29 protein-coding genes and 3 pseudogenes are annotated in these 22,415 nt (G+C 33.5%); 26 read left to right on the top strand and 6 right to left on the bottom strand.

Annotated elements, in window-relative coordinates:
- Positions 1-69 precede the first annotated feature (69 nt).
- Positions 70-183, top strand: a pseudogene (locus THYS13_RS14910) (BsuBI/PstI family type II restriction endonuclease); the annotation flags it as partial.
- Between the two features lie 41 nt (positions 184-224).
- Here THYS13_RS14910 and THYS13_RS06565 read toward each other — a convergent pair.
- A pseudogene (locus THYS13_RS06565) lies at positions 225-458 on the bottom strand (transposase); the annotation flags it as partial.
- Positions 459-613: 155 nt separating this feature from the next.
- Between THYS13_RS06565 and THYS13_RS06560 the strand changes: the two are divergent.
- The 17 genes from THYS13_RS06560 (at position 614) to THYS13_RS06485 (ending at position 10,913) form a co-directional block, all read left to right on the top strand.
- Positions 614-1,162, top strand: coding sequence for an HD-GYP domain-containing protein (locus tag THYS13_RS06560; protein WP_052210478.1), 549 nt, complete (start codon positions 614-616; stop codon positions 1,160-1,162).
- Positions 1,163-1,203: 41 nt separating this feature from the next.
- On the top strand, positions 1,204-1,974 hold the full coding sequence (locus THYS13_RS06555; protein ID WP_042833681.1) for a helix-turn-helix domain-containing protein: 771 nt from the start codon (positions 1,204-1,206) through the stop codon (positions 1,972-1,974).
- An 82-nt stretch (positions 1,975-2,056) separates the two neighbouring features.
- Positions 2,057-2,506 carry a single-stranded DNA-binding protein gene (locus THYS13_RS06550; protein WP_042833680.1) on the top strand — a complete coding sequence of 150 codons (450 nt, stop codon included), beginning with the start codon at positions 2,057-2,059 and terminating at the stop codon, positions 2,504-2,506.
- 19 nt (positions 2,507-2,525) lie between these two features.
- Positions 2,526-3,530, top strand: coding sequence for a ParM/StbA family protein (locus tag THYS13_RS06545; protein WP_042833679.1), 1,005 nt, complete (start codon positions 2,526-2,528; stop codon positions 3,528-3,530).
- 23 nt (positions 3,531-3,553) lie between these two features.
- Positions 3,554-3,871 carry a hypothetical protein gene (locus THYS13_RS06540; protein ID WP_042833678.1) on the top strand — a complete coding sequence of 106 codons (318 nt, stop codon included), beginning with the start codon at positions 3,554-3,556 and terminating at the stop codon, positions 3,869-3,871.
- Positions 3,872-4,028: 157 nt separating this feature from the next.
- A complete protein-coding gene (locus THYS13_RS06535) occupies positions 4,029-4,376 on the top strand; it encodes a hypothetical protein (RefSeq protein WP_042833677.1) in 348 nt (115 codons plus the stop codon).
- A 92-nt stretch (positions 4,377-4,468) separates the two neighbouring features.
- Entirely contained in the window at positions 4,469-4,693 is a 225-nt protein-coding gene (locus THYS13_RS06530) for a hypothetical protein (RefSeq protein WP_042833676.1), read from the top strand.
- Positions 4,671-5,222: a hypothetical protein gene (locus THYS13_RS06525; RefSeq protein ID WP_042833675.1), complete on the top strand. Its 552-nt coding sequence runs from the start codon at positions 4,671-4,673 to the stop codon at positions 5,220-5,222. Before THYS13_RS06530 ends, THYS13_RS06525 begins: the two co-directional genes overlap by 23 nt.
- A gap of 501 nt (positions 5,223-5,723) precedes the next feature.
- Entirely contained in the window at positions 5,724-6,083 is a 360-nt protein-coding gene (locus THYS13_RS06520; RefSeq protein ID WP_042833674.1) for a helix-turn-helix domain-containing protein, read from the top strand.
- A 316-nt stretch (positions 6,084-6,399) separates the two neighbouring features.
- Positions 6,400-6,573 (top strand): hypothetical protein, encoded by a 174-nt coding sequence (locus THYS13_RS14275; protein ID WP_161485928.1) that lies wholly within the window; start codon positions 6,400-6,402, stop codon positions 6,571-6,573.
- An 88-nt stretch (positions 6,574-6,661) separates the two neighbouring features.
- Positions 6,662-6,775, top strand: a complete 114-nt coding sequence (locus tag THYS13_RS14635) for a PspC domain-containing protein (RefSeq protein WP_369819215.1) — start codon at positions 6,662-6,664, stop codon at positions 6,773-6,775.
- 68 nt (positions 6,776-6,843) lie between these two features.
- Entirely contained in the window at positions 6,844-7,749 is a 906-nt protein-coding gene (locus tag THYS13_RS06515) for a hypothetical protein (RefSeq protein ID WP_052210477.1), read from the top strand.
- A 58-nt stretch (positions 7,750-7,807) separates the two neighbouring features.
- Entirely contained in the window at positions 7,808-8,065 is a 258-nt protein-coding gene (locus tag THYS13_RS06510; protein WP_042833673.1) for a type II toxin-antitoxin system Phd/YefM family antitoxin, read from the top strand.
- Positions 8,050-8,313, top strand: coding sequence for a Txe/YoeB family addiction module toxin (locus THYS13_RS06505; RefSeq protein WP_042833672.1), 264 nt, complete (start codon positions 8,050-8,052; stop codon positions 8,311-8,313). The genes THYS13_RS06510 and THYS13_RS06505 overlap by 16 nt, the downstream gene beginning before the upstream one ends.
- Positions 8,314-8,431: 118 nt before the next feature.
- Positions 8,432-8,656, top strand: a complete 225-nt coding sequence (locus THYS13_RS06500; protein ID WP_042833671.1) for a DUF3006 domain-containing protein — start codon at positions 8,432-8,434, stop codon at positions 8,654-8,656.
- Positions 8,657-8,690: 34 nt separating this feature from the next.
- Positions 8,691-9,353, top strand: a complete 663-nt coding sequence (locus THYS13_RS06495) for an SdpI family protein (protein WP_042833670.1) — start codon at positions 8,691-8,693, stop codon at positions 9,351-9,353.
- Positions 9,354-9,764: 411 nt separating this feature from the next.
- Entirely contained in the window at positions 9,765-10,913 is a 1,149-nt protein-coding gene (locus THYS13_RS06485) for a ComEC/Rec2 family competence protein (protein ID WP_369819214.1), read from the top strand.
- 50 nt (positions 10,914-10,963) lie between these two features.
- Here the strand turns inward: THYS13_RS06485 and THYS13_RS06480 are convergent, their stop codons facing one another.
- Positions 10,964-12,160 (bottom strand): RNA-guided endonuclease TnpB family protein, encoded by a 1,197-nt coding sequence (locus tag THYS13_RS06480; protein WP_042833669.1) that lies wholly within the window; start codon positions 12,158-12,160, stop codon positions 10,964-10,966.
- On the bottom strand, positions 12,108-12,752 hold the full coding sequence (locus THYS13_RS06475; RefSeq protein WP_042833668.1) for an IS607 family transposase: 645 nt from the start codon (positions 12,750-12,752) through the stop codon (positions 12,108-12,110). Before THYS13_RS06475 ends, THYS13_RS06480 begins: the two co-directional genes overlap by 53 nt.
- Before the next feature lie 507 nt (positions 12,753-13,259).
- Between THYS13_RS06475 and THYS13_RS14630 the strand changes: the two genes are divergently transcribed.
- Together THYS13_RS14630 and THYS13_RS14625 are read left to right on the top strand one after the other, a co-directional pair.
- Entirely contained in the window at positions 13,260-13,583 is a 324-nt protein-coding gene (locus THYS13_RS14630; protein WP_235603277.1) for a transposase, read from the top strand.
- Between the two features lie 206 nt (positions 13,584-13,789).
- Positions 13,790-14,371 carry a hypothetical protein gene (locus tag THYS13_RS14625; protein WP_235603272.1) on the top strand — a complete coding sequence of 194 codons (582 nt, stop codon included), beginning with the start codon at positions 13,790-13,792 and terminating at the stop codon, positions 14,369-14,371.
- On the opposite strand, the gene THYS13_RS06465 is transcribed toward THYS13_RS14625, so the two are convergent.
- Positions 14,275-14,883: a glycerol-3-phosphate acyltransferase gene (locus THYS13_RS06465; RefSeq protein WP_042833667.1), complete on the bottom strand. Its 609-nt coding sequence runs from the start codon at positions 14,881-14,883 to the stop codon at positions 14,275-14,277. The two genes, THYS13_RS14625 and THYS13_RS06465, sit on opposite strands and share 97 nt — an antisense overlap.
- A complete protein-coding gene (locus tag THYS13_RS06460) occupies positions 14,880-15,980 on the bottom strand; it encodes a glycosyltransferase family 2 protein (RefSeq protein WP_042833666.1) in 1,101 nt (366 codons plus the stop codon). The genes THYS13_RS06465 and THYS13_RS06460 overlap by 4 nt, the downstream gene beginning before the upstream one ends.
- A gap of 588 nt (positions 15,981-16,568) precedes the next feature.
- Between THYS13_RS06460 and THYS13_RS13850 the strand changes: the two are divergent.
- The 4 genes and pseudogenes from THYS13_RS13850 to cas8a1 (THYS13_RS06445) all read left to right on the top strand — a co-directional run.
- Positions 16,569-16,857, top strand: a pseudogene (locus THYS13_RS13850) (UPF0236 family transposase-like protein); the annotation flags it as partial.
- Positions 16,847-17,125, top strand: coding sequence for a hypothetical protein (locus THYS13_RS14135; RefSeq protein ID WP_042833665.1), 279 nt, complete (start codon positions 16,847-16,849; stop codon positions 17,123-17,125). The pseudogene THYS13_RS13850 and the gene THYS13_RS14135, both read left to right, overlap by 11 nt.
- Positions 17,126-17,381: 256 nt before the next feature.
- On the top strand, positions 17,382-18,167 hold the full coding sequence (gene cas6, locus THYS13_RS06450) for a CRISPR-associated endoribonuclease Cas6 (protein WP_042833664.1): 786 nt from the start codon (positions 17,382-17,384) through the stop codon (positions 18,165-18,167).
- Positions 18,168-18,195: 28 nt separating this feature from the next.
- Positions 18,196-19,497, top strand: coding sequence for a type I-B CRISPR-associated protein Cas8b1/Cst1 (cas8a1, locus tag THYS13_RS06445; RefSeq protein ID WP_235603269.1), 1,302 nt, complete (start codon positions 18,196-18,198; stop codon positions 19,495-19,497).
- Positions 19,498-19,698: 201 nt separating this feature from the next.
- On the opposite strand, the gene THYS13_RS06440 is transcribed toward cas8a1 (THYS13_RS06445), so the two are convergent.
- Positions 19,699-20,976: a transposase gene (locus THYS13_RS06440; protein ID WP_042833663.1), complete on the bottom strand. Its 1,278-nt coding sequence runs from the start codon at positions 20,974-20,976 to the stop codon at positions 19,699-19,701.
- A gap of 172 nt (positions 20,977-21,148) precedes the next feature.
- On the opposite strand from THYS13_RS06440, the gene cas8a1 (THYS13_RS06435) reads away from it, so the two are divergent.
- Entirely contained in the window at positions 21,149-21,493 is a 345-nt protein-coding gene (gene cas8a1, locus THYS13_RS06435) for a type I-B CRISPR-associated protein Cas8b1/Cst1 (RefSeq protein ID WP_255356304.1), read from the top strand.
- Positions 21,486-22,415 (top strand): type I-B CRISPR-associated protein Cas7/Cst2/DevR, encoded by a 930-nt coding sequence (gene cas7i, locus THYS13_RS06430; protein ID WP_042833661.1) that lies wholly within the window; start codon positions 21,486-21,488, stop codon positions 22,413-22,415. Before cas8a1 (THYS13_RS06435) ends, cas7i begins: the two co-directional genes overlap by 8 nt.

The following is a 22,415-nucleotide window of genomic DNA, read 5'->3' as shown; positions in this document are numbered from 1 at the left end:
CAAGTCTGGTCGATGAAGCAGGAAGCCTCCACCTCTTCAGGTGGATGGTAGTTCACGGAATTTAAAAAACATATTGATAATATCGCGTGGGAAACTGAAATTTGGCTTGGTGACAATCCTGATCATATGATACACTTTAATGGTTTTAAATTTCTATATGCATATCAAAATGAAAATTTTTAAATTCATGGCAGCAAAAACAAGCATCGCTTGCATGGACAATTTTTCCTCATCGATGGTATGCCAAAAAGATATTGAATGAAAAGTATTTTTATGAGTACTACTGGATCTATGCTTGGTCTGCCGTGACCCTCGGAATATTTGTCTTTTACTAAATCGTATATGAAGCTAAAGTCTATGACTTTTTCTATCTTTCCTAAAAGGTGGTCTTGGGGTACTAATTGGTCTGTGCTTACAAATTCTATTTGATGTCTTGCATCCTCTTTCTTTGATAGCATCTCTCTTCTCCTCTCCTCTTTTCCTTTGTACTGTTAAAAAAAAACAAGGAACCCTTCTCATCATAAAGGGTTCCCGATATTTTGTTAACAGTCTGAGGCAGGACAATTCCTGTCTTTTTTTTATTGAAACTCTTTAAAAGAAAGGATGATATATATTGAAACCGTATTTTGCAGCAACAAACACAACAGACATCGAAGAACTGAAATATCATCAAATGCGTGTATCAAAAATATGCGAAGAAATAGCAAGAACTATGGGCATGTCGCACAACGATATAATAGAACTGCTGCTTGCTGCACAACTGCATGACATAGGAAAGCTATGGGTCCCACAACAAATTCTTAATAAGCCTGAAAAGTTAAATGAGGAAGAAAGAGAAATTATTAAAAAACATATCTTTTATGGATATGAATACATTAAAAGTAAAAAAATGAATGATGCCATTGCTGAAGCCGTTCTTTACCATCATGAACACTTTGACGGGCAGGGTTACATAGGTTTAAAAGGCGAAGAAATTCCTTTATTTTCCCGCATTATTTCAGTAGCCGATGCTTTTGATGCAATGACAAACGATAGGCCTTATAGAAAGGCTTTGAGCCTTAAAGAAGCTTTTGAAGAAATAAAAAGGAACTCCGGAACTCAGTTTGATCCAGAAATTGCAGATATTTTCATAAAATTAAGGGTATACAAAATCAACAAATGAGTATATAATCTTTATCAGAGAACAGAAAGAAGGTGCAAAAGATGACTCGTCCAATCAGATGTCCAAAATGTGGAGGAGAACTTGTAACTGTATACAAAACTTTTGAAGTAGATGGGTACAGAGCTGAAAATGTGCCTGTACTTACCTGTCCCGGGTGTAACATTTTTCTTTTTGATACACAGCTTTTTATTGACATAACAGAAAGAGCGGAGGACTTCAAAGGCAAGGATCAACTTCTGGAAGAGCTGAAAGAGATAAAAAAAGACGAAGAAATAAGAGACATACTAAAGCAGTACAGGTTCCAAAATCATATTCGTGAAGTTTTAAATGAAAAAGGCATGTCTTTAAGGCGACTTGCAAACATGCTTGACGTATCTCCAAACTACATTCACATACTTACCAAAAACCAATCAACAAGCATAAGAACGGCTTTAAAAATGGCCTATGCACTGGGAGTAGATGTAAACAGACTTTATACATTAAGAAGAGTTGATGAGGAATATAAAGAACCTGACAAAACCCTTTATACCAGAGTTTCAAAAGAAGAAAAAGAAAGAGATGAAAAAATAAAAGAAGAACTTAAGAAAATGGATGTGAAGCTTTACGTAGATGAGGTTTTGAAGAAAAAGGCCTTAAGAAGAGCCCAGCTTGCAGTAAGACTGGATATGAGCCCGCAAGAAATGTATAACATAGTAAAAATAAGAAAAGGAAGCACGGGTATAGAAACTGCGCTAAAAATGGCTTATGCTCTTAATGCAGATGTAAACGAACTGTTTAAGCTGAAAAAAGCAGAAAAAGAGGCAGGAGAATAAATTCTGCCTCTTTTATTTTTATTTATTGACGATAATAATATATAAATGTATAATTAAAAATGAAGAAAGGAGATGTATAAAAATGAGCCTTAACAAGGTATTTCTTGTAGGAAGACTTACAAAAGATGTAGAAAAAAGGCCTCTACAGTCTGGACAGTTTGTAACCAATTTTACACTTGCTGTGGACAGAAATTACACAAACAAGGAAGGTGTTCGTGATACAGACTTTATACCAGTAACAGCATGGGGCAGGCTTGCTGAAATTCTTGAGCAGTATACAGGGAAAGGGACTCTTGTTTCAGTTGTTGGTAGATTTCAGGGAAGAAGCTATAAAGATAAAAATGGAAAAAATGTACGTGTTCTTGAAGTGATTGCAGAAGAAGTTTCTTTTTTGGCAAAACCGCAGAATCGAAAAGAAAGCAATACTGCATCAAAATCAAAAATCGAAGAAGAAAAAACAGATTTCATAGATGAAGATTTTCAAGAAATCACAGACGAAGACCTGGAGGATCCTTTTACCAGCACAAAATAATTCAAAGGAGGTTTTGTTCGTGAATATCGGACTTGATTTAGGATTTGGCTATGTAAAAGGAGTAAACAGCCAGAATAAAAAAATACTTTTTCCCTCAATTGTATCAATAGGCTTTGACAGGCCATTAGCAGGCATATTCAACACAAACGACATCATAGAAAACCTGCATGTAAGAATAGTTGACAAAACAGGTGAAAATTCCTATTACGTAGGTAACCTTGCAAAAAGAGAAGGCTTTTCTAACTCGTTTGCACTGGACATAGACAAATACACTGAACCTGAGGCTAAAGCACTACTCGCAACAGCAGTGTTTCTCCTTACAATGAATGAAAATGAACCTGTAAACCTTGTAACCGGCCTTCCTTTAAAGCAGTTTCAGACATATAAAAAGGCTTTTGAAGAAGAGCTCAAAAACTATAAAGCGCTTATATCGCTGCCGGAATACAAACTAATGAAAACTATAGAATTTGAGAAAGTTACTGTTTTCCCACAGGCAGCAGGTGCAGTATATTATACTTTGCTAGAGGATTTAGACAAATATCTTTTAAGTGATTCCTATATAGTGTTGATTGATATAGGTTTCAAGACAACAGACTATATCGTATTTTTTATAGAAGACAGACCTTATTTCCTTGCAGATCTATCAGGAACTATTGATGTAGGGATTTCGAAGATATTTACTGCGATGGAGCAGATATATACCCTTAAAACCGGTTCCAACCTTGATACGGGAGATTTTATAACAATTTTAAACAAAGGAAGCATTTACTTCAAAGGTAAATATATTGACTTTACAGAAGAAATAACTGCGCTGAAGAAAGAGCTTGCAAAACTGATAGAAAAGAGAATATATACAAGCTTAAAAGGAATACTTGATAAAGTAATGGTTATATTTGTTGCAGGTGGAGGAGGTGCCGATTTATATCCCTACTTGAAAAACATTCATACGAACGTAGAACTAGTAAAAGATGCTCAGTTTGCAAATGCACTGGGCTTTTTGAAAGTAGCAGAGGTACAAAAATAACCTGTAAAGAGGAGTTGGGCAAGATGCAGTATTCCTTTAGAACAAGAACTGAAGATACAGAACTGGAACATATTCTTTCTTCTTTGGAAGGAAAAGAAAGAGCAGACTTTATAAGAAGTTCCTTGTATTTTTATATCAAGTACGGAGAAACAATCCAAAAGATCGAAAAGGATATAGCAGAGATTAAGGAAACACTTAAAAATCAACCATCTACTGAATTTAAAAGAGTGGTACCGGGCTTAAAACCTTTATATAAGAGCATTAAGCGTATTTTTTTAAAGAGGTTGGTACCACTTCTAAATAAAAGTGTCTCCACCTCTAGTGCCTTAAAAATCAAGTAGTTGAGTTGTTTTTTCCCTCCGAAGTGGGGCCACTTTGTTTTTGATTTACTTTTGCTGCTTCAGGACTGGAACCATTTTAAAAGATAATAGTCATTAAAACCTTGAAAGAACGGGACTTACATGTGGTACCGTTTAAAACTTCAGGGAGTTGGTATGTATGAATAAATATAGCTTTCGCATCAACAGTAGTGAAGACCCACAAATTGCAAAAATTCTTTCAAACCTGCAGGGAAAAGAAAGAACGGATTTTATAAGAGAAGCACTCCGATTTTATGTAAAAAATGGAGAAATAATAAATAAAATATCAGATAACATACAGAAAATGCAGAAAGAAATAGAAAAACTCTCAGCAGACATTGCAGAAATAAAAGAAATGATTAAGGCTCAACCTGTAGGCACAGGTTTGAATAAAAATACTGTACCGTTAGAGTCTGATAATAATAACAAAAAGAAAACCAATGAAGAGATCTTGAAAGGGCTGGTGAATGACTTTCTCAATATGTAAGCATTTGCCGGCCTCTTTCTTTTATCAGGTATTGCAAGTTTTAAGAGCACAAAGTCAGTATATTGTGCGAAGTAAAAGAGAGGTGTAATACGATGGCAAAAAGAAAGGAGCAGAAAAGAAGGCTGAACGTTCGTGTAGACGTTGATTCACCTATTTGGAACGAAAGAAACATGAGTGAAACTACAAGAAAAGCGCTAGATTTTTACTACACATTCTGGGACAGGACTATTTTTGCTTTAAACAAGATAGAGCTTTTGTTGGATAAAATCGAAAAAATGGAAAGGAGTGGTTTTTATGGAGAAAGAAATAGTAGGTAAAGTAGAAGTTGAGATAAAGCATCTCCTAAGCGCATACGCTGCTATTGAAAAAGTAAGAAAGGAACTTTATTGGGCATTAAACTATCGAATTAGATCAGGTGAGGAACCAGTAAAAATTTTTCCTCCGGATGATGTAAAAACTGAAATCTTAGATAATGGCAATACTGTAAAACTCACAATTATGGATTACCCTTCAAGGCTGCAAATAACAAAAAAAGAAGAAAAAGAAAGGTGGACAAATAACATAACTTTTGCATTAAGGAAAACCAAACTTGAGGTTTCTTTTGATCGCATTTTTGTTTTTGTTAGATTTTATCTTCCTGTAAAAAACACAGATGTAGATAATTATGATATTAGTCCTATTATAAACGGTATTAAGTATTCAGGAATAATCCCGGATGATACTTACAAATATGTTTCCTTTGGATTTAATGCTGCGTTTAGTAAAAATCCAAAAACTGAAATTTATGTAATAAAATATAATAAATACTTGCCAGAAATACTAACAAAAATCCTGTCTACTTTTTAATTTTACCTATCCTTTTTTTTCTTCAAAAATAAGGTTAAAAAAAGGCAAAAAGACTATCCCTAAAATAAGCATTTTTTCATTTTTTCAAAAAGACAGTTAGATAAATTGATAAAATAACGAACAAATCGATGTTTTCTTTTCATAGAGGCATGATAAAAATAATCGATAGAAAGTTTTTATTCGATTATTAATCGAAGGGTTTTACCCTTTAATTATTTTTAGGCAGCTGGCTGCCTTTTGATAAAAAGGCGGACAGCTGCCGTAGGGCAGTAAGAGCACGATAGTTAATAAAGAGTCCAATTCTATCTTTATAAAGTATTACAAACGGAGGAACCTACTAAGTATAAGGCAGTAGGAGACGGTTTCTGAATAAAGAGACTGTTACTACCGCATCTGCATAAACGGACTGAGAAAGTACATAACCCTTATAAAAATGCAGGTTCGTTTTAAAGCCTTGCAGAATGCTGGCTTGTACATTTTAAAAACGTAGAGGTGGTGTTTATGAAAAGAAGACTGCACAGAAAAATAGGCAGAAAGCTGCGTGAACTGCGCCGTCAAAGCGGTTTTACCAGAAAGCAGGCAGCAAAGTACCTGGGAATTAGCCAAAGGCAGCTTGCACGTTATGAGAGAGGTACAAAAATAATCAGTGTGGACGTTTTAGAAAAGTTAGCAAACCTGTATGGTACTGATTACAGGTGCCTATTAAGTAACAAAAAGGTTTTTACTGAGACAATAACAATACGTTTCGAAGCGCACAAAGTAGCTGATGAAGACTTAGAAGTAATTGCTTTTGTTAACCGGTTCGTCATAAACTTAGATAACATGTACACAATCGAAAAGCAGAGCAAATTAAGGCAGTAGGAGAACGTTACAAAAATAAAAGGCAGCTGCTTAGCAGTTTACTCAAAATAAACAAAGAAGAAACACATCAGTAAAAGTGGCAGTAGAAGAAGCAGAACAAAGGAAAAGAACTTTACTGCTGGTATACAGGAACATAAGCAGGAAAGCTAAAGGCAGCGGAGGCGGTTTTTATCAAGAAGCAGGTACAAAAACGCAGCAAACAAAACCCTGCAAAGTATAAGAAAAAGGCAGTCCTTTCAAAAACCCAAGTAGTATGTATATTAACGTTTAAAAAGATGTTCCAAAAACGTACAATTAAAAAGCGAGGTGATAAGCTGTGAATCTGACATGGAGCGGGTATCCAGAAAAGAAGCCAAACCCTTCACAAAACAAAGAAGCAGAAAAAGGTCTTGAAAACCCTGAAAAAGATTCGGAAAAGTACAGCCGGGCAATTAAAAAGCTCTTAAATAAAACCTCTAAAAAGGCAGCAGAAAAAAAAACAAAACTATAAAAGAAAGGAGAATCTTAAATGGAAAAAAGACTGTACCGCTCAAAAGAAGACAGGCTGATAGGCGGAGTCTGAGGAGGTAGCCAAGCACCTGAACGTAGACCCTACGTTAGTAAGACTTATCTGGGCACTTATGAGCTTCTATTACGGAACAGGCATAATCCTGTATCTGCTCGCCTGGATAATAATTCCCGAAGAAAAGTAGGAACAATAGAATCAAATTTGTTAAAAACTTATCAAAACGTATCATAAAACATGAAAGGAGAGTGCCAAATGCCTGTAAATGTAGAGTTAACAGAACGTGACAAAAAGCTTTTAGAAATGCTAGCGGAATTGAGCATGATAAAAGTAGAAAACCTTTCGCACATATACGAAACAAAGGCCTACTACCTAAAAAGAATAGCGCAGTTAAAAAAGGCTCACTACGTAAGGAGGTTAAAAGGATACGTAATGCTCGGCTCAAAAGGCATAGAATACGTAAAAAGCATAGGCCTAAAAAGAAAAGGGATTCCGACAGCACACGGACAGAAAGAACGCATACAAAAAATAAGCGACCTTTACTTTGACTTTTTAGAAACAGACTGGACGTTTACAGACAGCAGAAAACTGAAAGGAGAGAACCCATCAGCATATAGAAGCAGTCTCTTTCTGGGTATTTTAACAGGACGTACAGACTACGCAGTATACAGCATAGGCAAAGAACCTTCAAAAGACAAAATAAACAACATAAAAAGCGAACAGGAAAAGCTGCACAAACTTGGCATATACAGAAGCATAGTATTTTACGAAAGTCCAGAAGCAAGAAAAAGGTATGGCATAGAAGGATTAGGATTGAAAGAACAGCTGTTACTACCATATCCACACGGAATAGAACTCTTAAAAGAGCACGGAAAGAGAGATTTAATAAAAGAAGCAGCCGTAAACGTTTATGGAAACAACCTAAAAGAACCAAACTGGAAAGAAGCAGATTTCAGCACTAGTGATAAAGAAGTCGTAGTCCTAATCCTAAATGATATAGAAAAAATAGCAAAAATAAGAAATTACTTAATACTTGCCCAGTACCGCTATACGAAAACAACAGAAATAGAGATACTGTGCTTAGAGGAGCAGGAAGAGATGTTTAAGGAAATGTTCCCTGAGTGCAACATAAAAACAGTAAATGCAGAAGACTTAAGTTAAAAATTCTTATTGACGTACGTTTTTATGTACGTTATAATTCTCCATAGGGGTGATTTAAATGAAAACAATGCCTGTAACAAAAGTAAGACAAAATATATACAAAATAATTGAGCAGATTAAAAGAGACAGCGAACCAATCCAAATAACTTCTAGAAAAGGCAACGCAATTTTGATTTCTGAAGAAGACTGGAACGCAATTCAAGAAACCTTATATTTACTGTCAATACCTAATTTAAGAGAAAGCATTACAGAGGCAGATAAAACTCCATTAGATGAATGGAAGGATGAGGAAGACTTAGGATGGGATATAAACTAAAGTTTTCAAAATATGCTTTAAAAGATGCAAAGAAACTAGAAGAATGTGGACTGGATAAAAAAGCAAAAGAAATTTTGAAAATATTAAAAGAAAACCCGTACCAAAATCCTCCCCCTTATGAAAAATTAAAGGGAGATTTGCAAGGAAAATTTTCAAGAAGAATAAACATTCAGCATAGAATAATATACGAAGTTTTGGAAGGAGAAAAAGTTGTAAAAATCTATAGGATGTGGACACACTACGAATAGATGGTAATATACTAACAGGCAAATCCAAAGCCTGTTTTTTATTTTATCAGCCCATGTCATATAACTTTCCAATGTGGTATAATAGTGGTAGATAAACAAGGAGAAGGAGGCATTAACGATGCCTGAAAGAACAAAAAAACTATGCATTATAGACCGCTTTGAGGGGAACTGGGCAGTAATAGAATATGGAGACAAAACTTTTAATTTTCCCAAAGAACTCCTTCCTAAAGAAACAAAAGAAGGAGATGTGCTTAAGTTTGATATTACAGTGGACAAAGAAGAAACAGAAAAACGCAAAAAAGCCATCGAAGACCTTGCAAAAGCTCTGTTTGTAGAGGAATGATTTATTTCCACATAGAAAGGAGTAGTAATATAGTATGGATGAAAACTATGATGTGAAATACGAAATCAAAAAAGATTGGTGGTTAATTGGAATTATCATATTGATATGGATTTTTACATTTGCTGTTTTTGGACGTTTACCAGATAAAATTCCAATGCATTGGAATATTTCTGGGCAAGTCGATAGATTTGGCCCCAAAAAGGACATATTTCTTTTTCCATCTATCATTACCATAATATATTTTGCAATGGTATATTTACCCCTTATTGACCCTAAAAGAACCAACTATGGTAAATTTGCTGGAGCTTATAGAGTAATAAGGGTAGTTTTAGTAATTATTTTATCAGCAGTATATTTTGCTTCCGCATATTCCGCATTAGGTTATAGAATTGATATGAGTAGAATGGGCAGTCTTATTATTCCTTTTATGCTGATTGGATTTGGAAGTGCTATGGGTAAACTTCGCCATAATTATTTTGTAGGAATAAGAACCCCATGGACGCTGGCAGATGAAGAGGCATGGAATAAGACGCATCAGCTAGGCGGGAAACTATGGCTCATTGCAGGTATTATCGGCTTATTTGCTTCCTTTTTCAGCGGTACATGGGTGGCTGTTTTGATGTTTGTGCTGTTAATTACTGCTGTTATAGTACCGATTGTATATTCTTATATAGTTTTCAAAAAGAAAGAAGAATAGAGGAGGAAATACTATGGAAAATAATAAATTAGGCTTGTTTGTAATTTTATTAGGAATATTTGTAATATCTACTACAACATATCTAAGCAGGCATATTTATATTACTGATTTTTTGAGAGGGATATTTAATTAATTTAAAAACAACTAAATATATTAGTGTTACCATCCTGGTGATAGTACTAATTTTTGCAGAAGACTTTTTGAGAAAAAAGCTTATTAAAAAAGTTTCTCCAATTTTGGATTTTATCATAATTTCAATTTTTACTTTTACATATCTTTACTTGTATAACATAATTATTTATGATGAAAATGATATTATTGTTTGTGCAATTACCGGTATAATTTCAAGAATAATATATGTATCCACTAAAATTTTTACGAAAAAATATAGAAGAGAGGTATTTTGAAATGTTGAAAAAGAGATTAGTCGCATTACTTTTGACCTTTATTTTTATTTTTGCCTTTGTAGGTTGCTCAAGTACAACAAATGCTCAGCACTCGTCAAAAACAGTTCAAACACAGCAAGTAAATAATATTCAAACACAACAGACAAATACACAAGCAAATAACCTTACAACCCAACAGCAGTCTAATAAAAGTAGAAATATATCAGTGTCAGGAACGCTTACAGTAACCTACATAGACGTAGGACAGGGAGACAGCATATTCATTCAAACACCATCAGGCAAAACAATGCTGATAGACGCAGGAGTACCCGAAATGGGAAGCAAAGTGGTGAACTACATAAAAAACCGTGGAATTAACAAAATAGACATACTTGTTGCAACTCACCCTCATGCAGATCATATAGGGGGCATACCGGCAGTAATAGAAAACTTTCAAATAGGCAAGTTTTATATGCCTAAAGTAACAACAACCACAAAGACATTTGAAAATGTATTAAGAGCAGCAAAATCAAAGGGACTTTTAATAAACGTCGCAAAAGCAGGAGTTGTATTAGATTTAGGAAATGAAGTAAAAGCTGAGATGCTGGCACCGAACAGTAGTCATTATGATGATTTAAACAATTACAGTGCAGTTATAAAAATAACTTATGGGAATACTGCATTTTTGTTCACTGGAGATGCAGAAAAAGAATCGGAACAAGAAATGCTTGATAAAGGATATAACCTAAAAGCAGATGTCTTAAAAGTAGGCCACCATGGAAGTTCATCAGCCACGACATGGGCATTTTTAAAAGCGGTAAATCCCAAGTATGCAGTAATATCCTGCGGTAAAGGGAACGACTACGGTCATCCTCATAAAGAGACAATGGAAAAACTAAAATCGATGGGGATAACAGTATACAGAACAGATGAATGCGGTACTATTGTTGCAGTAAGCGACGGCAGGACAATTTCATTCAATGTTAAACCGGGAGATTACACAGCCGGCAGCAGTGGAAACAGCAGTACCTCAAATACATCTTCATCAAAAACTTTTCAAAAACTACCATACGGCTATTACGGAGAACCGGGCAAAGTGTATGTAGACAGCAGCGGTAGAGGATTAATTAAGGGGAATATCAACAGCAAAGGAGAAAAGATAGGTTATGAATAGTGTTTAAAGTATTAAAAACAATCTAAAACTTTATTAAACACTATTCTTTGTTAGGTTATATTAAGCCTAACTGGGTGTAACCCCACACCCTCTATCCCCTCCGCAAATGCTTTGGGGAATACTTTTCTTATAATATTGTATGCGCTGTTTACATCCGCGTTTATTAAAATACCTTTGTTGCTCCTAAATAATCCTCTTTTTATCCTGCGAGTTATGTTATAGGTTTCTTTAATAATTTCTTCTCCATCTAAAAAACTGCAGCCACTGGTGTAACTCTCTTCTACCAGTATAAGGTTTATCCCTTCTTCTTCGCATTTGTACTTTAGCATGTTTATGAATTGATAATAAGGGATGCTCACAAAATTTTGATTGTTTATTTTACCTAATTCTATTTCCTGCTTCCATTTTGGGTTATATCCAACTATAAGTGTATCTATATCATATTGTTTGCAAAAGTTTACTATAAATCTGCTTACTTTGTGCATAAGGTCTTTTATCTTGTTATTCCTTTTTAGTGTTAGTTTTTCAATTTTATTGCTTGTACCTTTATCTCCTACATAACTCATTAACTCAGCCTTTTTCTTGTTATAATATTGATTTATTGACTTAATAACTTTGCCATTAATAACAATAGGCTTTATGCCTATGTTATTTACCAAAGTTACAAAGTTATTAAGTCCTAAATCTATGCCTGCAATTTTTTTAGGTGGTCTTTCTGCTCCAGTTATTTCTTTTTCATATACTATTTCAATAACATACACACTCCCTTTTGGAATTATTCTGACTTCTCTTAAATTTTCTGTTATCCTTGTTTTAAGCCTTAAATCTGTTTTTGGAAAAGTTAAATATCCATCTTTAATTTTACACTGCTGATTTGTAAATACAGCAATACTTCTTCCGTTTTTCTTTTTGTATTTTGGTAAATGAGGTCTGCCATTAAACTTTTCTTTATCTTTGCTCCATTCTTTTATTGCTCTGAAAAATGCTTTCCAGTTTCTATCAAGAAGTCTTAGTGTTTGTTGTGCTGTTTGTGCTGGTAAGTTTCTGTATGTTTCATGTTCTTTTAACATTTTATTAAGTTTCCTATATCTTATCCATTTTCTGTTGTTTATAAATTCCTGTCTTATAATATAATTAGCATAGTTGTATAAATTTTTTGCTGCAAAGCACGTTTTGTCACAATAAAAATATAATTCATGATTTTCGTTTATCTGTATCTGCTCTACCCTCTTGACTATTATTTTCAAACACCTCGCTTTCTAGAAACTTTTTTATTTTTTGAATTTTTCTTTTGCCGTAGAATTTCATACTATAAGAGTGCAGTAAACTTATAATTTCTTCGATTATTTCCTGAGAATCAAGCTTCTCATTTCCAACTTCTGATACAACAACTATTTCAGTATTGAATTTTCTAAATAAATGTTTAAATAATTCAAATCCTACTCTGCTTAGTCTGTCTTTGTAGGCTATCACAACTCTTTCCACTTTACCCGCAAGAATATCATCAAGCATTTTAAAAAACTCATTCCTCTTTTCGAAGCTAATTCCACTTGCTATATCAGAGAATACTCCATGTATTTTATAGCCATTACTAAAACAAAACTGTTTTAATAATTTGATTTGATTTTCTAAATCCTTCTTTTGTTTTGGGGTTGAAACTCTTGCATAAATATATGTTTTCCTCTCAACCCCTTTCATAAAAATCTTGTATACATCTTCCTCGTTATAATCATACAATCCATTTGGCATAACCGTTACTCTTATTTTACCTTCTTTTACATATTTAGTTAGAGTTGGCCTTGAGATTCTTAATAATTCCAAAACTTCTTTTGCTTTCATATCTGTATCACCTATATATATTATGTCACATAAATAAACCAAAGTAAATATGTTTTATTAAAAACTTTAATATGTTTAAAGTATTTTAATATTTTTTATTACTATATTCCCGGAGATCCATGGTACGACAAAACAAAAGCAGAAGTGTGGTTTAAAACAGAGGCAGAAGCACAGGCAGCAGGGTTTAGACCACCAAAAATGAAAAATTAAATAACAAACAATCGATTCTAGTATAAAAAGCTTCTTTTCTTTATGAAGAAGTATAAATATAAAATAGATTGAATAAATAAACATAAAAATATAAGTAGTACAAATTTTCATAGAATTATGTTAGAATCAAAGAAGCAAAAATTACAAAAAATGGGGAGTTGCACTTGTTTAGAGAAAACAGCGACCCTCTCCAACAATCATTATTTGAAAGTGTTAACTTCATGGATTCAAGGATAAAGGCTAAACTAGAAAAATCATGGGCACCCATATTCTATAAATACGTGTTCTGCAACATCGATGAAAAAAACCTTTTCAGTTTTATACAGTGATACAGGAAGGCCTAATTTCCCGTTTAACATACTCCTTTCCCTGGAATATATAAAACACCTTAAAAACTACTCTGATGATGAACTTATCGAAAACTTCAACTTCAATTACCTGATAAATTACGCTATAGGAATAAGGACATTAGGAGGCATGAACCTTTTAGAGAAAACCCTGTATGACTTTAAATCAAGGATATACCAATACCTCATAAAACATCCTGAACAAGAAGACTGGATATTCGGGCAGTTTTTAAATCTTACCAAGATTTTGCCAAAGAAGCAGGCATATCCATGAAAGAACAGCGCATGGACTCCACCCTGTTCATGCCAAACATCAAAAAAGCAGGAAGAATCGCCCTTGCCTTTGATGTACTTTACAGGGCCAGTAAAATCCATCCCTGAAGATAGACTTTCAAGAACCTGAAAGAAGTCCTCAACCCTAAATTCAAGACAGAAGTGATACATAAAACCAAGCCTTCAAAAAGCGAAAGCAGGCTCGAAATGCTCTTGAATCTGTGCCAAGAAGCAAAGGAAACAATCAAAAACGTTCCCGGACTTGGGAAATCCGATGCATATAGAATCCTCGCAAGATTCCTGTCAGAACGGGCGTACTACGACGAAAAAACCAAGAAGCTTAAGGCCAAAGACAGCGAAAGTATACCCAGTGACTCCCTTCAGTCAGCATACGATGAGGATGCCCCTTATCGCACGAAGAGGAACAAAGCTGAAAGCGGATACGTTTTAAACCTTATCGAAACCTGTTCAAAAGAAAATCCCTTCCAGCTTATAACAGACTATACGGTAGAAAAGAACATAAAAAGCGATATAGAACTTTTAAAAGAAAGACTACCTATTGTAAAACAAAATATCGAATGCCAAGAAGTCTATGTAGACGGTGGTTATTACTCCGAAGAAGTAGTGCAAATTGCAATACAAATAGATTCCATCTCATACACTCCCAACTTGATTTTACTTAAAATTATATTTTATTTTACCATTTTGGCTTTTAAAACAATATTCATATCATTCTTTCTTTTATATAAAAGCACAGCAAAGTTGAGCATCCACAGTAAAAGTAAATAACTTTCAACACTACTCAAAAACAACAGCCCACCTAGAATACCAAAACCTACAAGGTCTAATACAGCATCTATTTCAGGTATAGAAGGCTTTCCTCTGTTATACCGCCTCTCACCTAATTTTAAAATACCTAAAATGACAGCATAGATTAAAGAAGCTTTAAAACGAGTAATGGCACTCCACACTCCAAAAGTAGTGGCTAATGCTTTGCCCCCTTTAAATTTTAAAAAGGATGAAAAAGCGTGGCCTAAAATAGGAGCTATTGCCACAATTGCAATAGCATTTCCTGTAACATACCCTTTTTCAAGAAAATACACCAGCGGAAAATAGCCCTTCATAAAATCAAAAGTAGCGCCGACGACTCCCATTTTAAAGCCTGCTGCATGACCTAAATTGAAAGCTCCGGGATTTCCATCCCTCACTTCTTCTAATCTTTTTCCCAGCATAAGCCCCATCCAATATGAAAACATCAATGAACCACAGCCAAACTCCAATATGCTGAGCAGAATAATCATACATTATTCCTTCTTTCTACACTTATTTCCCTACCCTTCCATAAAACTTTTTTCTTAAATGCTACCTGATAAAAGGAATGTAAAGTTACTAGTATAAAAAAGGCTGTCGAAATAAAATGAAAAATAGGAATAAAAATACCAAATCTTCCTGTATACTTTGTAAAATATAGTATTTGCAGAGTATAAAAAAGATAGCCAATTTCGTAAAAAATAGCAATAGACGAATGAGAAAAAAACAAAAAAGGAGTTATAAATCCCACTAATATAAGTCCTAAAAGCCATAAAACTATCAAGAAAATCGTTCCAAAACTTAAAGTATTTGCACTCAAAATTGCTCCTTTGCTAAATCCCTGTATTTCGCTTATAATACCATAAGGGTACATCCTAAAAGAGACAAGGTCATATCCAATGAAATTTTTAATGTTAATTTTGGCATCTGAGAACTTTTTACCTAAATTAAGGTCATCTAATAGCTCTCCCTTTACACTATAGTGCCCTTTAACTTTCTCATAATTCTCCCTATCCACTACTATACACGATCCATATAAGCCTTTTGGACTTTTTCTTTCAAAAGGAGAAGTAAAAGCAAATATCCCTAAAATATTAGTTATAAGAGCAAGTCTTTCATAAAACTTATCTGTGTAATGATAAGGAATTACAGATATCGCTCCTCCAACTTTCACCTGTTCCTTAAGAAGAGACTCTACTGCAAAAGGAGATAGTCTCACATCTGCATCAAGGAAAATAAGTACATCTCCACTAGACTCCAAAAAGCCATTCCACAAAGCCCAATTTTTCCCTGTCCATCCTTTGGGTAATTCCCTATTTTTTATCACTTTAGCTCCAAAAATTTTAGCTATTTCGCTTGTAGAATCCTCAGAAAAATCATCAACTACAATTATTTCATAAGGCTTATAAGTTTGTTTTTGTAGACTATCAAGAAGATATGGTAAATTTTTTTCTTCATTTCTAGCAGGAATAATTACAGAAACCTTTACATTACCAGTATAATGTTGAACACTATTTTTAATAATAACTCGTGAAAATAATATAAAACCACTAATAACTCCTATAATTGATAAAATCAAAACAGTCATACAAGACCCTCTTTTATTTTAATTTTAGGAAATTTTTAAAAACACTTTTTTAGTCTTTTCATCTCCTTACAATAAATGAATAAATACTTCTTATACTGAACACAATAAGGTTTGTATAGAAAGAGGAGATGATAACATGACAAAATGGGCTCCTTCTATAGGCTGGGGTTGGTGGCTTCTTATCCATATAATAGTTATACCTTTACTGATTTACATTGGAATAAGTTTAAAATAAATAAAATTAAATCCCCCTTTCCTTTATTTTCGCAATATCACACCAAAAACCCATTATCAACATAGTTCCATTACTCTTGCAGGATACCATCAGCCTTTGTAAGGAAGAAAGCAAAATACATAATGATTGACACTAGGCTATAAAAAGCCGTGCCATATAAAAGGAAAATAAGAAGCTAATTCTTTCTTCTAAAAAGCTGTTTAATTAGTATTACCGATACAAACACACCGATACAAACACAAATATGCCAAACACTACTCTTAATTCATTTCCCAATGTGCTGTTAGGAAGAGGTTTACCTCACCATCCTCCCAAGAGGATGAGTTAGAAAATAAATAGGAAGGTGAGATCTTATAAAAATAATTCAACATACACTTCAAAAATTCCTGCTTGTTGCAGAAAAAATTATTGGATTACTTGACAAAAAATATACCTATTTGGAATTTGAAGAAGAACTTAAAAAAATTCTAAATGAATTAGGAAAAAGAGATTTGTGCAGATGTACTTCATGAACTTGATCAAAGCATATATAAAGATAAACACAAAAGAAAAAACTGGGTAGTAGTCCAAAAAGATTGCGAAAGGACAATAACAACTGCATTTGAAGATATCATATACAAAAGACGGTACTATGAAAGAAGAAATAAAAGCGTGTTTATCTTTTTTAAGTCACTTCCCATACACAGCACCTGTTCCAGATGCAATTGGAGCAGTTGTCTATGCAGGAGATAAGCATATTTCAAGCACAGTTTTTTGGTTTAATCCAGCAACAACCATAGAAATTGTGAACAAAACAATGGAGGAAGCTTTGGAAGAGTTAAATAAACGTGGTGCAGAAAAAATCGCAATGATAGAAGAAATGGTTCCTTTTGCGGCCTCATGGGAAGGGAGGGACTTTTATTGCAAATAGCTGAGGATTGGTAGAAACTGCTGGGCGGATTTCAAAAAAAACAAATTTTTAAAAGAAAAGCAGGAAATTTAGAGGTAAATGTAGAATTATTTATCTAAAATAGAAACTGATTTATCTTAAAATAGGCAATTACAAATACATAAATTTGGACGAAAATGAAGAAATTCCTTTGAAAATATACAGCAAAATCCCTTAATCCATAAGGATTTTGGGATTCTACAAGGGCCTGCCTAAATGTTATAAAGGAGGAATTTACTTGAGAGCAAAATTTATATTTGAAATAGTAAATCCTAAGACAGAAATCTTTGAACTCCCTGTTTATTATCGAACGTTTTTTATGAGCTTTATAAAAGAAGCTCTATCGGAATATAACCAAGAATACTTTAAAAAGCTTTATTGGTGGGAAGGCAAAAAAAACAAATGGCAAAAACCGTTTGTGTTTGCAGTCAATTTTTTTAATATGAATTTTACTGACAATAAGGTATTGTTCAGAGGCGATATAGTTTTGAATTTATCCACATCTGATTATGAGTTTTTTATCAATATATACAATAGCTTAATTAACAATCGTCTTTATCCGTATAATCTAACTGAGACTCACAAAATTAAACTAAAGAGAACGTATTTGGTAAAAGAACCAGAACAGTTTAATACAACAATGACATTCAAGACCTTTTCACCCATCTTAATTGAGAAAAAAGAAGAAGACAAAAAGATGCCAGTTTTACCTTTTGATGAAGGGTTTGAAGATGTTTTCAATGATGTTGTTGACTTTGAAATAAGGAATATTCGCCTTTTACATGGGCAAAATAAGGGGTTGCAGAATAAACTTACTTTCAAGCCAATAAATGTTAAAAAAACAGTTGTAAAACACAGAATTTCTGAGTTTATCGAGAACACAAAGAAAGACTATATGTATCTGACAGGGTTTTCTGGCTTGTTTGAACTGTCAGGAGACCCTGAAGATTTGAGGGAGCTATATTTGAATGGAATAGGTTTCAGGCGTGGTCAGGGCTTTGGATTTATAGAGGTGGCAAAATAAGCAAGATAGTAAAGGAGAATATTTGGCTATGAAAGAAAGGGTATATTTAGGTGATTGGGCTTATAATGCAGGGATTATAGGATTTATTGAGATTATGCTGGATGGAGAAGATATAACTTCTCAAAATATTATAACAGTTGGACCAAACTATATAGAGTTTGATAGAAATAGTTTACAAGGTTTTTCTGATAAGTTTTTCAAAAAAGCTTACCAGAGGTATCCACGAACGGATGAATTGATTAATTCAGGCAATAAACTATTGCAAAAACTAAAAAACAATGAATTTGATAAAAACTTAAAACAAGAGGTGAGCAATTTTAAAAAAAGAATAGATGGGTTTTCAAAATTAAACCAGTTAGCAAATAAACAGAATATAGCTTTGCCAAGGAATTTTAGCGAGGATGATGCTGAGCAATATGTTTCTCAAATAATTGGTTTGCTAAATGAGTACAAACAAGAGTTTATTGAAAATGATGTTAAAACGTACTTAGCAACTATAAGCTCTATCTATGGGCAAAAGAGTTTTTTGCAAAGAAGTATTACCACTGGGTTAAAAAACAGGTTTTATAATGATTTTGAAGGTCCTATAATCGAAAGGACAAATAAACAGGACAAACATCACACCTGCATCTTTTGTGGGTTAAGACCTGCTAAAAAGGATGCTTTATTAGACACTGGACTTATAAGCTTTCTGGGTGCCAATAAAGACAACAAGAATTTTTTCTGGAATTTCAAGCCACAGCTGCCCATTTGTGAGATTTGTGAATTGATATACTTTTGCATATTTGCAGGATTGACCGAATTTAGAATAGGGCAAACCAAAAAGTTTTATTTTGTAGATAGGAATGCCTCTGTGTTGGAGCTCTATCAAACAAATAAGTTGTTTATGGAAATGATGTCAAGAGAAGAAAACATATTAAAAGAAAAAGGGATTTTAAATTTTCTCAATGATTATCTGCTTTTAAAGCTAAGGGAAGAGAGCAAATTTAGGTTGGCCAATATTTTGTTCATTGAGATAGATTTAACAACTGTTGCACCAAAGCTTTATGGATTTAATATTTCTAAACAGAAGGCAGAATTTATAACCTCAAACTATGATGTGTTTGAAAAAATTACAGGAAATTATATTAGGATAAATGACAATACTGTATATCCATTTGGAGTATTTATGCAAAGATTTTTGAATAATACATTGAGTTTTCAATTTTTATCATTCTTAGAAGGGCAATATTTGAGTTCCCAAAAACCAAATTCCAAAATAAATACAAATCTTTCTCCTTATAGACTCCAAATGTATAACGTCCTTACGTACAAATATCTAAAAAGTTAGGGATGTGCAAAATTAATAAAAATAATCACGAACAAAAGCCAAAATATGTATGACATACAATATATAGTAATTAGGACTGACAATCGAACATAAAGAAAGTGGTAAAGGAAAAGAAAAGACAAAAAGAGGAGCTAAAAAAGGGCATAAATATCCTGTAGAAGTCAAATGTTAAAAAATGGTATGAAATAGATTCAATAAAAATTAGGCCGATTGCATCAAAGCAACAAGAGATCTAAACTCATCATATTTGCCCAATTTAATAGCTACAATAGCGACAGTAAGCAAAGTAATATGGCCAAAAGTATTAAGGTTGCTGACAGAATTAATATTTCTGACATAAGCTTTTTCAAAATCCAGAGCTTTAAAGCGGGAATTATATCTTTCTGATTCAATCCTCAATTTATAGACAGCCTTAAAATATAGGGAGTCTCTATTAATAGAGGACCTATAATCAGAAGATATAATAGCATACTTAGTACAGCCTCTATGCTTTTTGCCATTAAAATATTTAGGATGCTTTATAGGGCAGGCAGAATCATTCTTAGAATTACAGAACTTGCAAACAAATTTTTGCTTAATAAAACCATCAAAATATTGCTTGCCATCTTTAAGCATTTTAATACCCGCTTCGCAGACCATATAACCATCATCAGTCAGAGGGGGATTTTTAGAATTACGCTTGTTAAGAGGAATAAAACAATGACCATGGAGAGTATCTCTAACATAATTATAGAGTTTCTTAACGTCATAACCTTTATCAGCGATAAAATTAGTACCAGTCAGTTTAAACCAATTATTAGTATCAGCAAGTAAAGACAAAGCGACATCAAAATCAGGGACATCAGCAGGAGTAGTAGTTTCAGCGATGGGTAAACCAGAGATAGCATCAACAATAATATGATTTTTATAGCCCCAATAAAACTTATATCGTTTATTAGAAGAATCATTAGAAGCAGAATAAACTCCTAATTTACAATCCTTATCAGACTTAGGCTGATTATCTTTAGAAAATTTATTTTTACAAAAAGACTTAGGGTTATTTAACTTAGTGTTAGCTTTAATAGGGGTAGAGTCCATGGAAATAAACTCACCGGAGATAATACCCATATTTTTGAGGATATTGACCTGATTTTGAAAAATAGAGGTCAAATAATCATGAGAGAAGTCATTAATAAAACGGCGAAAAGTCCAATAAGAAGGAAGAGGTTTAGAAATGTCGAAGCCACAAAGATGAGCAATGATAAGATTATTGCGGAGATAATCTAAAAGGTCAGAAATTGTGCCGAATCTTTCAGCTTTCATGACAATAAAAGCTCTAAACATTGCATGATGAGAATAACCCTTACGGCCAGGACTAGAGGAAGGGAATTCAGGTATTGAAGACAGGTCAAGATTTTCAAACATAGAAGAATAGAAATCAATTTTAGACTGAGAGGTAAAGAGTTCAGGTATATTTAAAAGTAATTGAAGCTGGTACATGTAGGATTTCCTCCTCCTTAAGAAATATTTTCATGCTGTATATATAATAATTCGACAAATGGGAGGTGAAATCCTACATAAAAGATAAAAAATTCAAGAGTGATAGAAAAAAAGTATGTCTCCAGAATCGCTTAAATGAAGGCTTTTGAATTTTGCACAAGCCTAAAAAAGTATAAAAAGAGGTGAAAAATTAATGGATGAAAAATGGTTGTGGAAAATGTATTTCTTTGGTCAGGAGCTAAAGAAAAAGTTCTTGTCTTCAAAAGCTGAAAACAAAATAACCAGCCTTGCTTACAGACTAATTTCAGCACTAAGAATTGGTGACGTAAATACATTTATGAATCTGATTATTAGAACTTATATGAGCTATAACATGGAAGTTCCTGCTTTGTTTGTGTCGTGTATAAATGACAGAGACAATTTTTGTGCATTGGGGTACAGCTTTGTAAATGGATTACTTGGAACCAAAAAAGATGAAGGAGTAGAAAATAGTGAGGAGGTTGTTGATAATGAATAAAAATGCAGGAATTACAATTACAGTTGTGTTTGAGGCAATGAGCTTAAACTACGGAGAGAATGTAGGCAACATCTCTGAGCTTAAAAAACTTACAAGAGAAAATAAGGTATATACTTACATGTCACGACAAGCCTTGAGATTTGAAAAGTACAAATTTATGTTAGAAAATGCGGGTATTAAAGAAACTCCTGTAACAGGCGATGAACAGGTAGTTCAATTTAAAAAAGAAGCAACAATTGCTGAGTATCCAGAGATAGACTTGTTTGGTTACATGAAAACTTCAGGGCAAGGTCAAAATGCACAAACACGAACAGCAGTTGTGAAAATTACTCCAGCCGTTTCTTTAGAAGAGTACAAAAACGACATAGAGTTTGCTACAAACCTAAATTTAGCAAAAAGAGCAAATACTAATCCAAATCCATACCAGCTTGAACAGCATAAATCCTTATATACCTATACTGTGGCAATTGATTTAGACAGACTGGGCAAGAATTTTGATGAAAAAGGAGAAGTAGTTGAAGAGATACCAGCTGATGAAAAACTTAAGAGACTTTATAGCTTATTTGATGCAATAAAATTTTTGAGCAGAGAAATCAAGGGAAGAAGAGAAAATTTAAGCCCGCTTTTTGCAATAGGTGGTCTTTATCCAATAAAAAATCCATTTTTCTTAAATAGAATTAAGCTTATAAAAGAAGATTCAGCTTATGCAATTGACCCAAGGCTGCTACATAGCACATGTGAGCTGACACTACCAAATGGCAAGAAAGTCTTTGATTACACTCTATTAGGAATATTAGAAGGCTTTTTTGCAAATGAAGAAGAGCTCAAAAAGCTTCTACCAGCTTCAAGCGGTACAATTGATTACTTCTTTGAAAATTTGAAAGAAAGAGCAAGAAAATATTATGAAGAGGGGACAGTTTAA

This window comes from Thermoanaerobacter sp. YS13 (genome assembly GCF_000806225.2).
GTDB lineage: Bacteria > Bacillota > Thermoanaerobacteria > Thermoanaerobacterales > Thermoanaerobacteraceae > Thermoanaerobacter > Thermoanaerobacter uzonensis.
This window is presented reverse-complemented; position numbering and strand designations above follow the sequence as displayed.

Bases quoted from the DNA above. Each gene is read 5' to 3' on its own strand.
- THYS13_RS06550 (WP_042833680.1), top strand. From the start codon at position 2,057: ATGAGCCTTAACAAGGTATTTCTTGTAGGAAGACTTACAAAAGATGTA.
- cas8a1 (WP_235603269.1), top strand. From the start codon at position 18,196: ATGAAAGAAAGGGTATATTTAGGTGATTGGGCTTATAATGCAGGGATT.
- cas7i (WP_042833661.1), top strand. From the start codon at position 21,486: ATGAATAAAAATGCAGGAATTACAATTACAGTTGTGTTTGAGGCAATG.
- THYS13_RS14135 (WP_042833665.1), top strand. From the start codon at position 16,847: ATGAAAGAAGAAATAAAAGCGTGTTTATCTTTTTTAAGTCACTTCCCA.
- THYS13_RS06475 (WP_042833668.1), bottom strand. From the start codon at position 12,752: ATGAAAGCAAAAGAAGTTTTGGAATTATTAAGAATCTCAAGGCCAACT.
- THYS13_RS06535 (WP_042833677.1), top strand. From the start codon at position 4,029: ATGAATAAATATAGCTTTCGCATCAACAGTAGTGAAGACCCACAAATT.
- THYS13_RS06505 (WP_042833672.1), top strand. From the start codon at position 8,050: ATGGGATATAAACTAAAGTTTTCAAAATATGCTTTAAAAGATGCAAAG.
- THYS13_RS06530 (WP_042833676.1), top strand. From the start codon at position 4,469: ATGGCAAAAAGAAAGGAGCAGAAAAGAAGGCTGAACGTTCGTGTAGAC.
- THYS13_RS06465 (WP_042833667.1), bottom strand. From the start codon at position 14,883: ATGATTATTCTGCTCAGCATATTGGAGTTTGGCTGTGGTTCATTGATG.
- THYS13_RS06510 (WP_042833673.1), top strand. From the start codon at position 7,808: ATGAAAACAATGCCTGTAACAAAAGTAAGACAAAATATATACAAAATA.
- THYS13_RS06525 (WP_042833675.1), top strand. From the start codon at position 4,671: ATGGAGAAAGAAATAGTAGGTAAAGTAGAAGTTGAGATAAAGCATCTC.
- THYS13_RS06495 (WP_042833670.1), top strand. From the start codon at position 8,691: ATGGATGAAAACTATGATGTGAAATACGAAATCAAAAAAGATTGGTGG.
- THYS13_RS06440 (WP_042833663.1), bottom strand. From the start codon at position 20,976: ATGTACCAGCTTCAATTACTTTTAAATATACCTGAACTCTTTACCTCT.
- THYS13_RS06515 (WP_052210477.1), top strand. From the start codon at position 6,844: ATGCCTGTAAATGTAGAGTTAACAGAACGTGACAAAAAGCTTTTAGAA.
- THYS13_RS14625 (WP_235603272.1), top strand. From the start codon at position 13,790: ATGCTCTTGAATCTGTGCCAAGAAGCAAAGGAAACAATCAAAAACGTT.
- THYS13_RS06520 (WP_042833674.1), top strand. From the start codon at position 5,724: ATGAAAAGAAGACTGCACAGAAAAATAGGCAGAAAGCTGCGTGAACTG.
- THYS13_RS06555 (WP_042833681.1), top strand. From the start codon at position 1,204: ATGACTCGTCCAATCAGATGTCCAAAATGTGGAGGAGAACTTGTAACT.
- THYS13_RS06540 (WP_042833678.1), top strand. From the start codon at position 3,554: ATGCAGTATTCCTTTAGAACAAGAACTGAAGATACAGAACTGGAACAT.
- THYS13_RS14630 (WP_235603277.1), top strand. From the start codon at position 13,260: ATGAAAAAAACCTTTTCAGTTTTATACAGTGATACAGGAAGGCCTAAT.
- THYS13_RS06500 (WP_042833671.1), top strand. From the start codon at position 8,432: ATGCCTGAAAGAACAAAAAAACTATGCATTATAGACCGCTTTGAGGGG.
- THYS13_RS06460 (WP_042833666.1), bottom strand. From the start codon at position 15,980: ATGACTGTTTTGATTTTATCAATTATAGGAGTTATTAGTGGTTTTATA.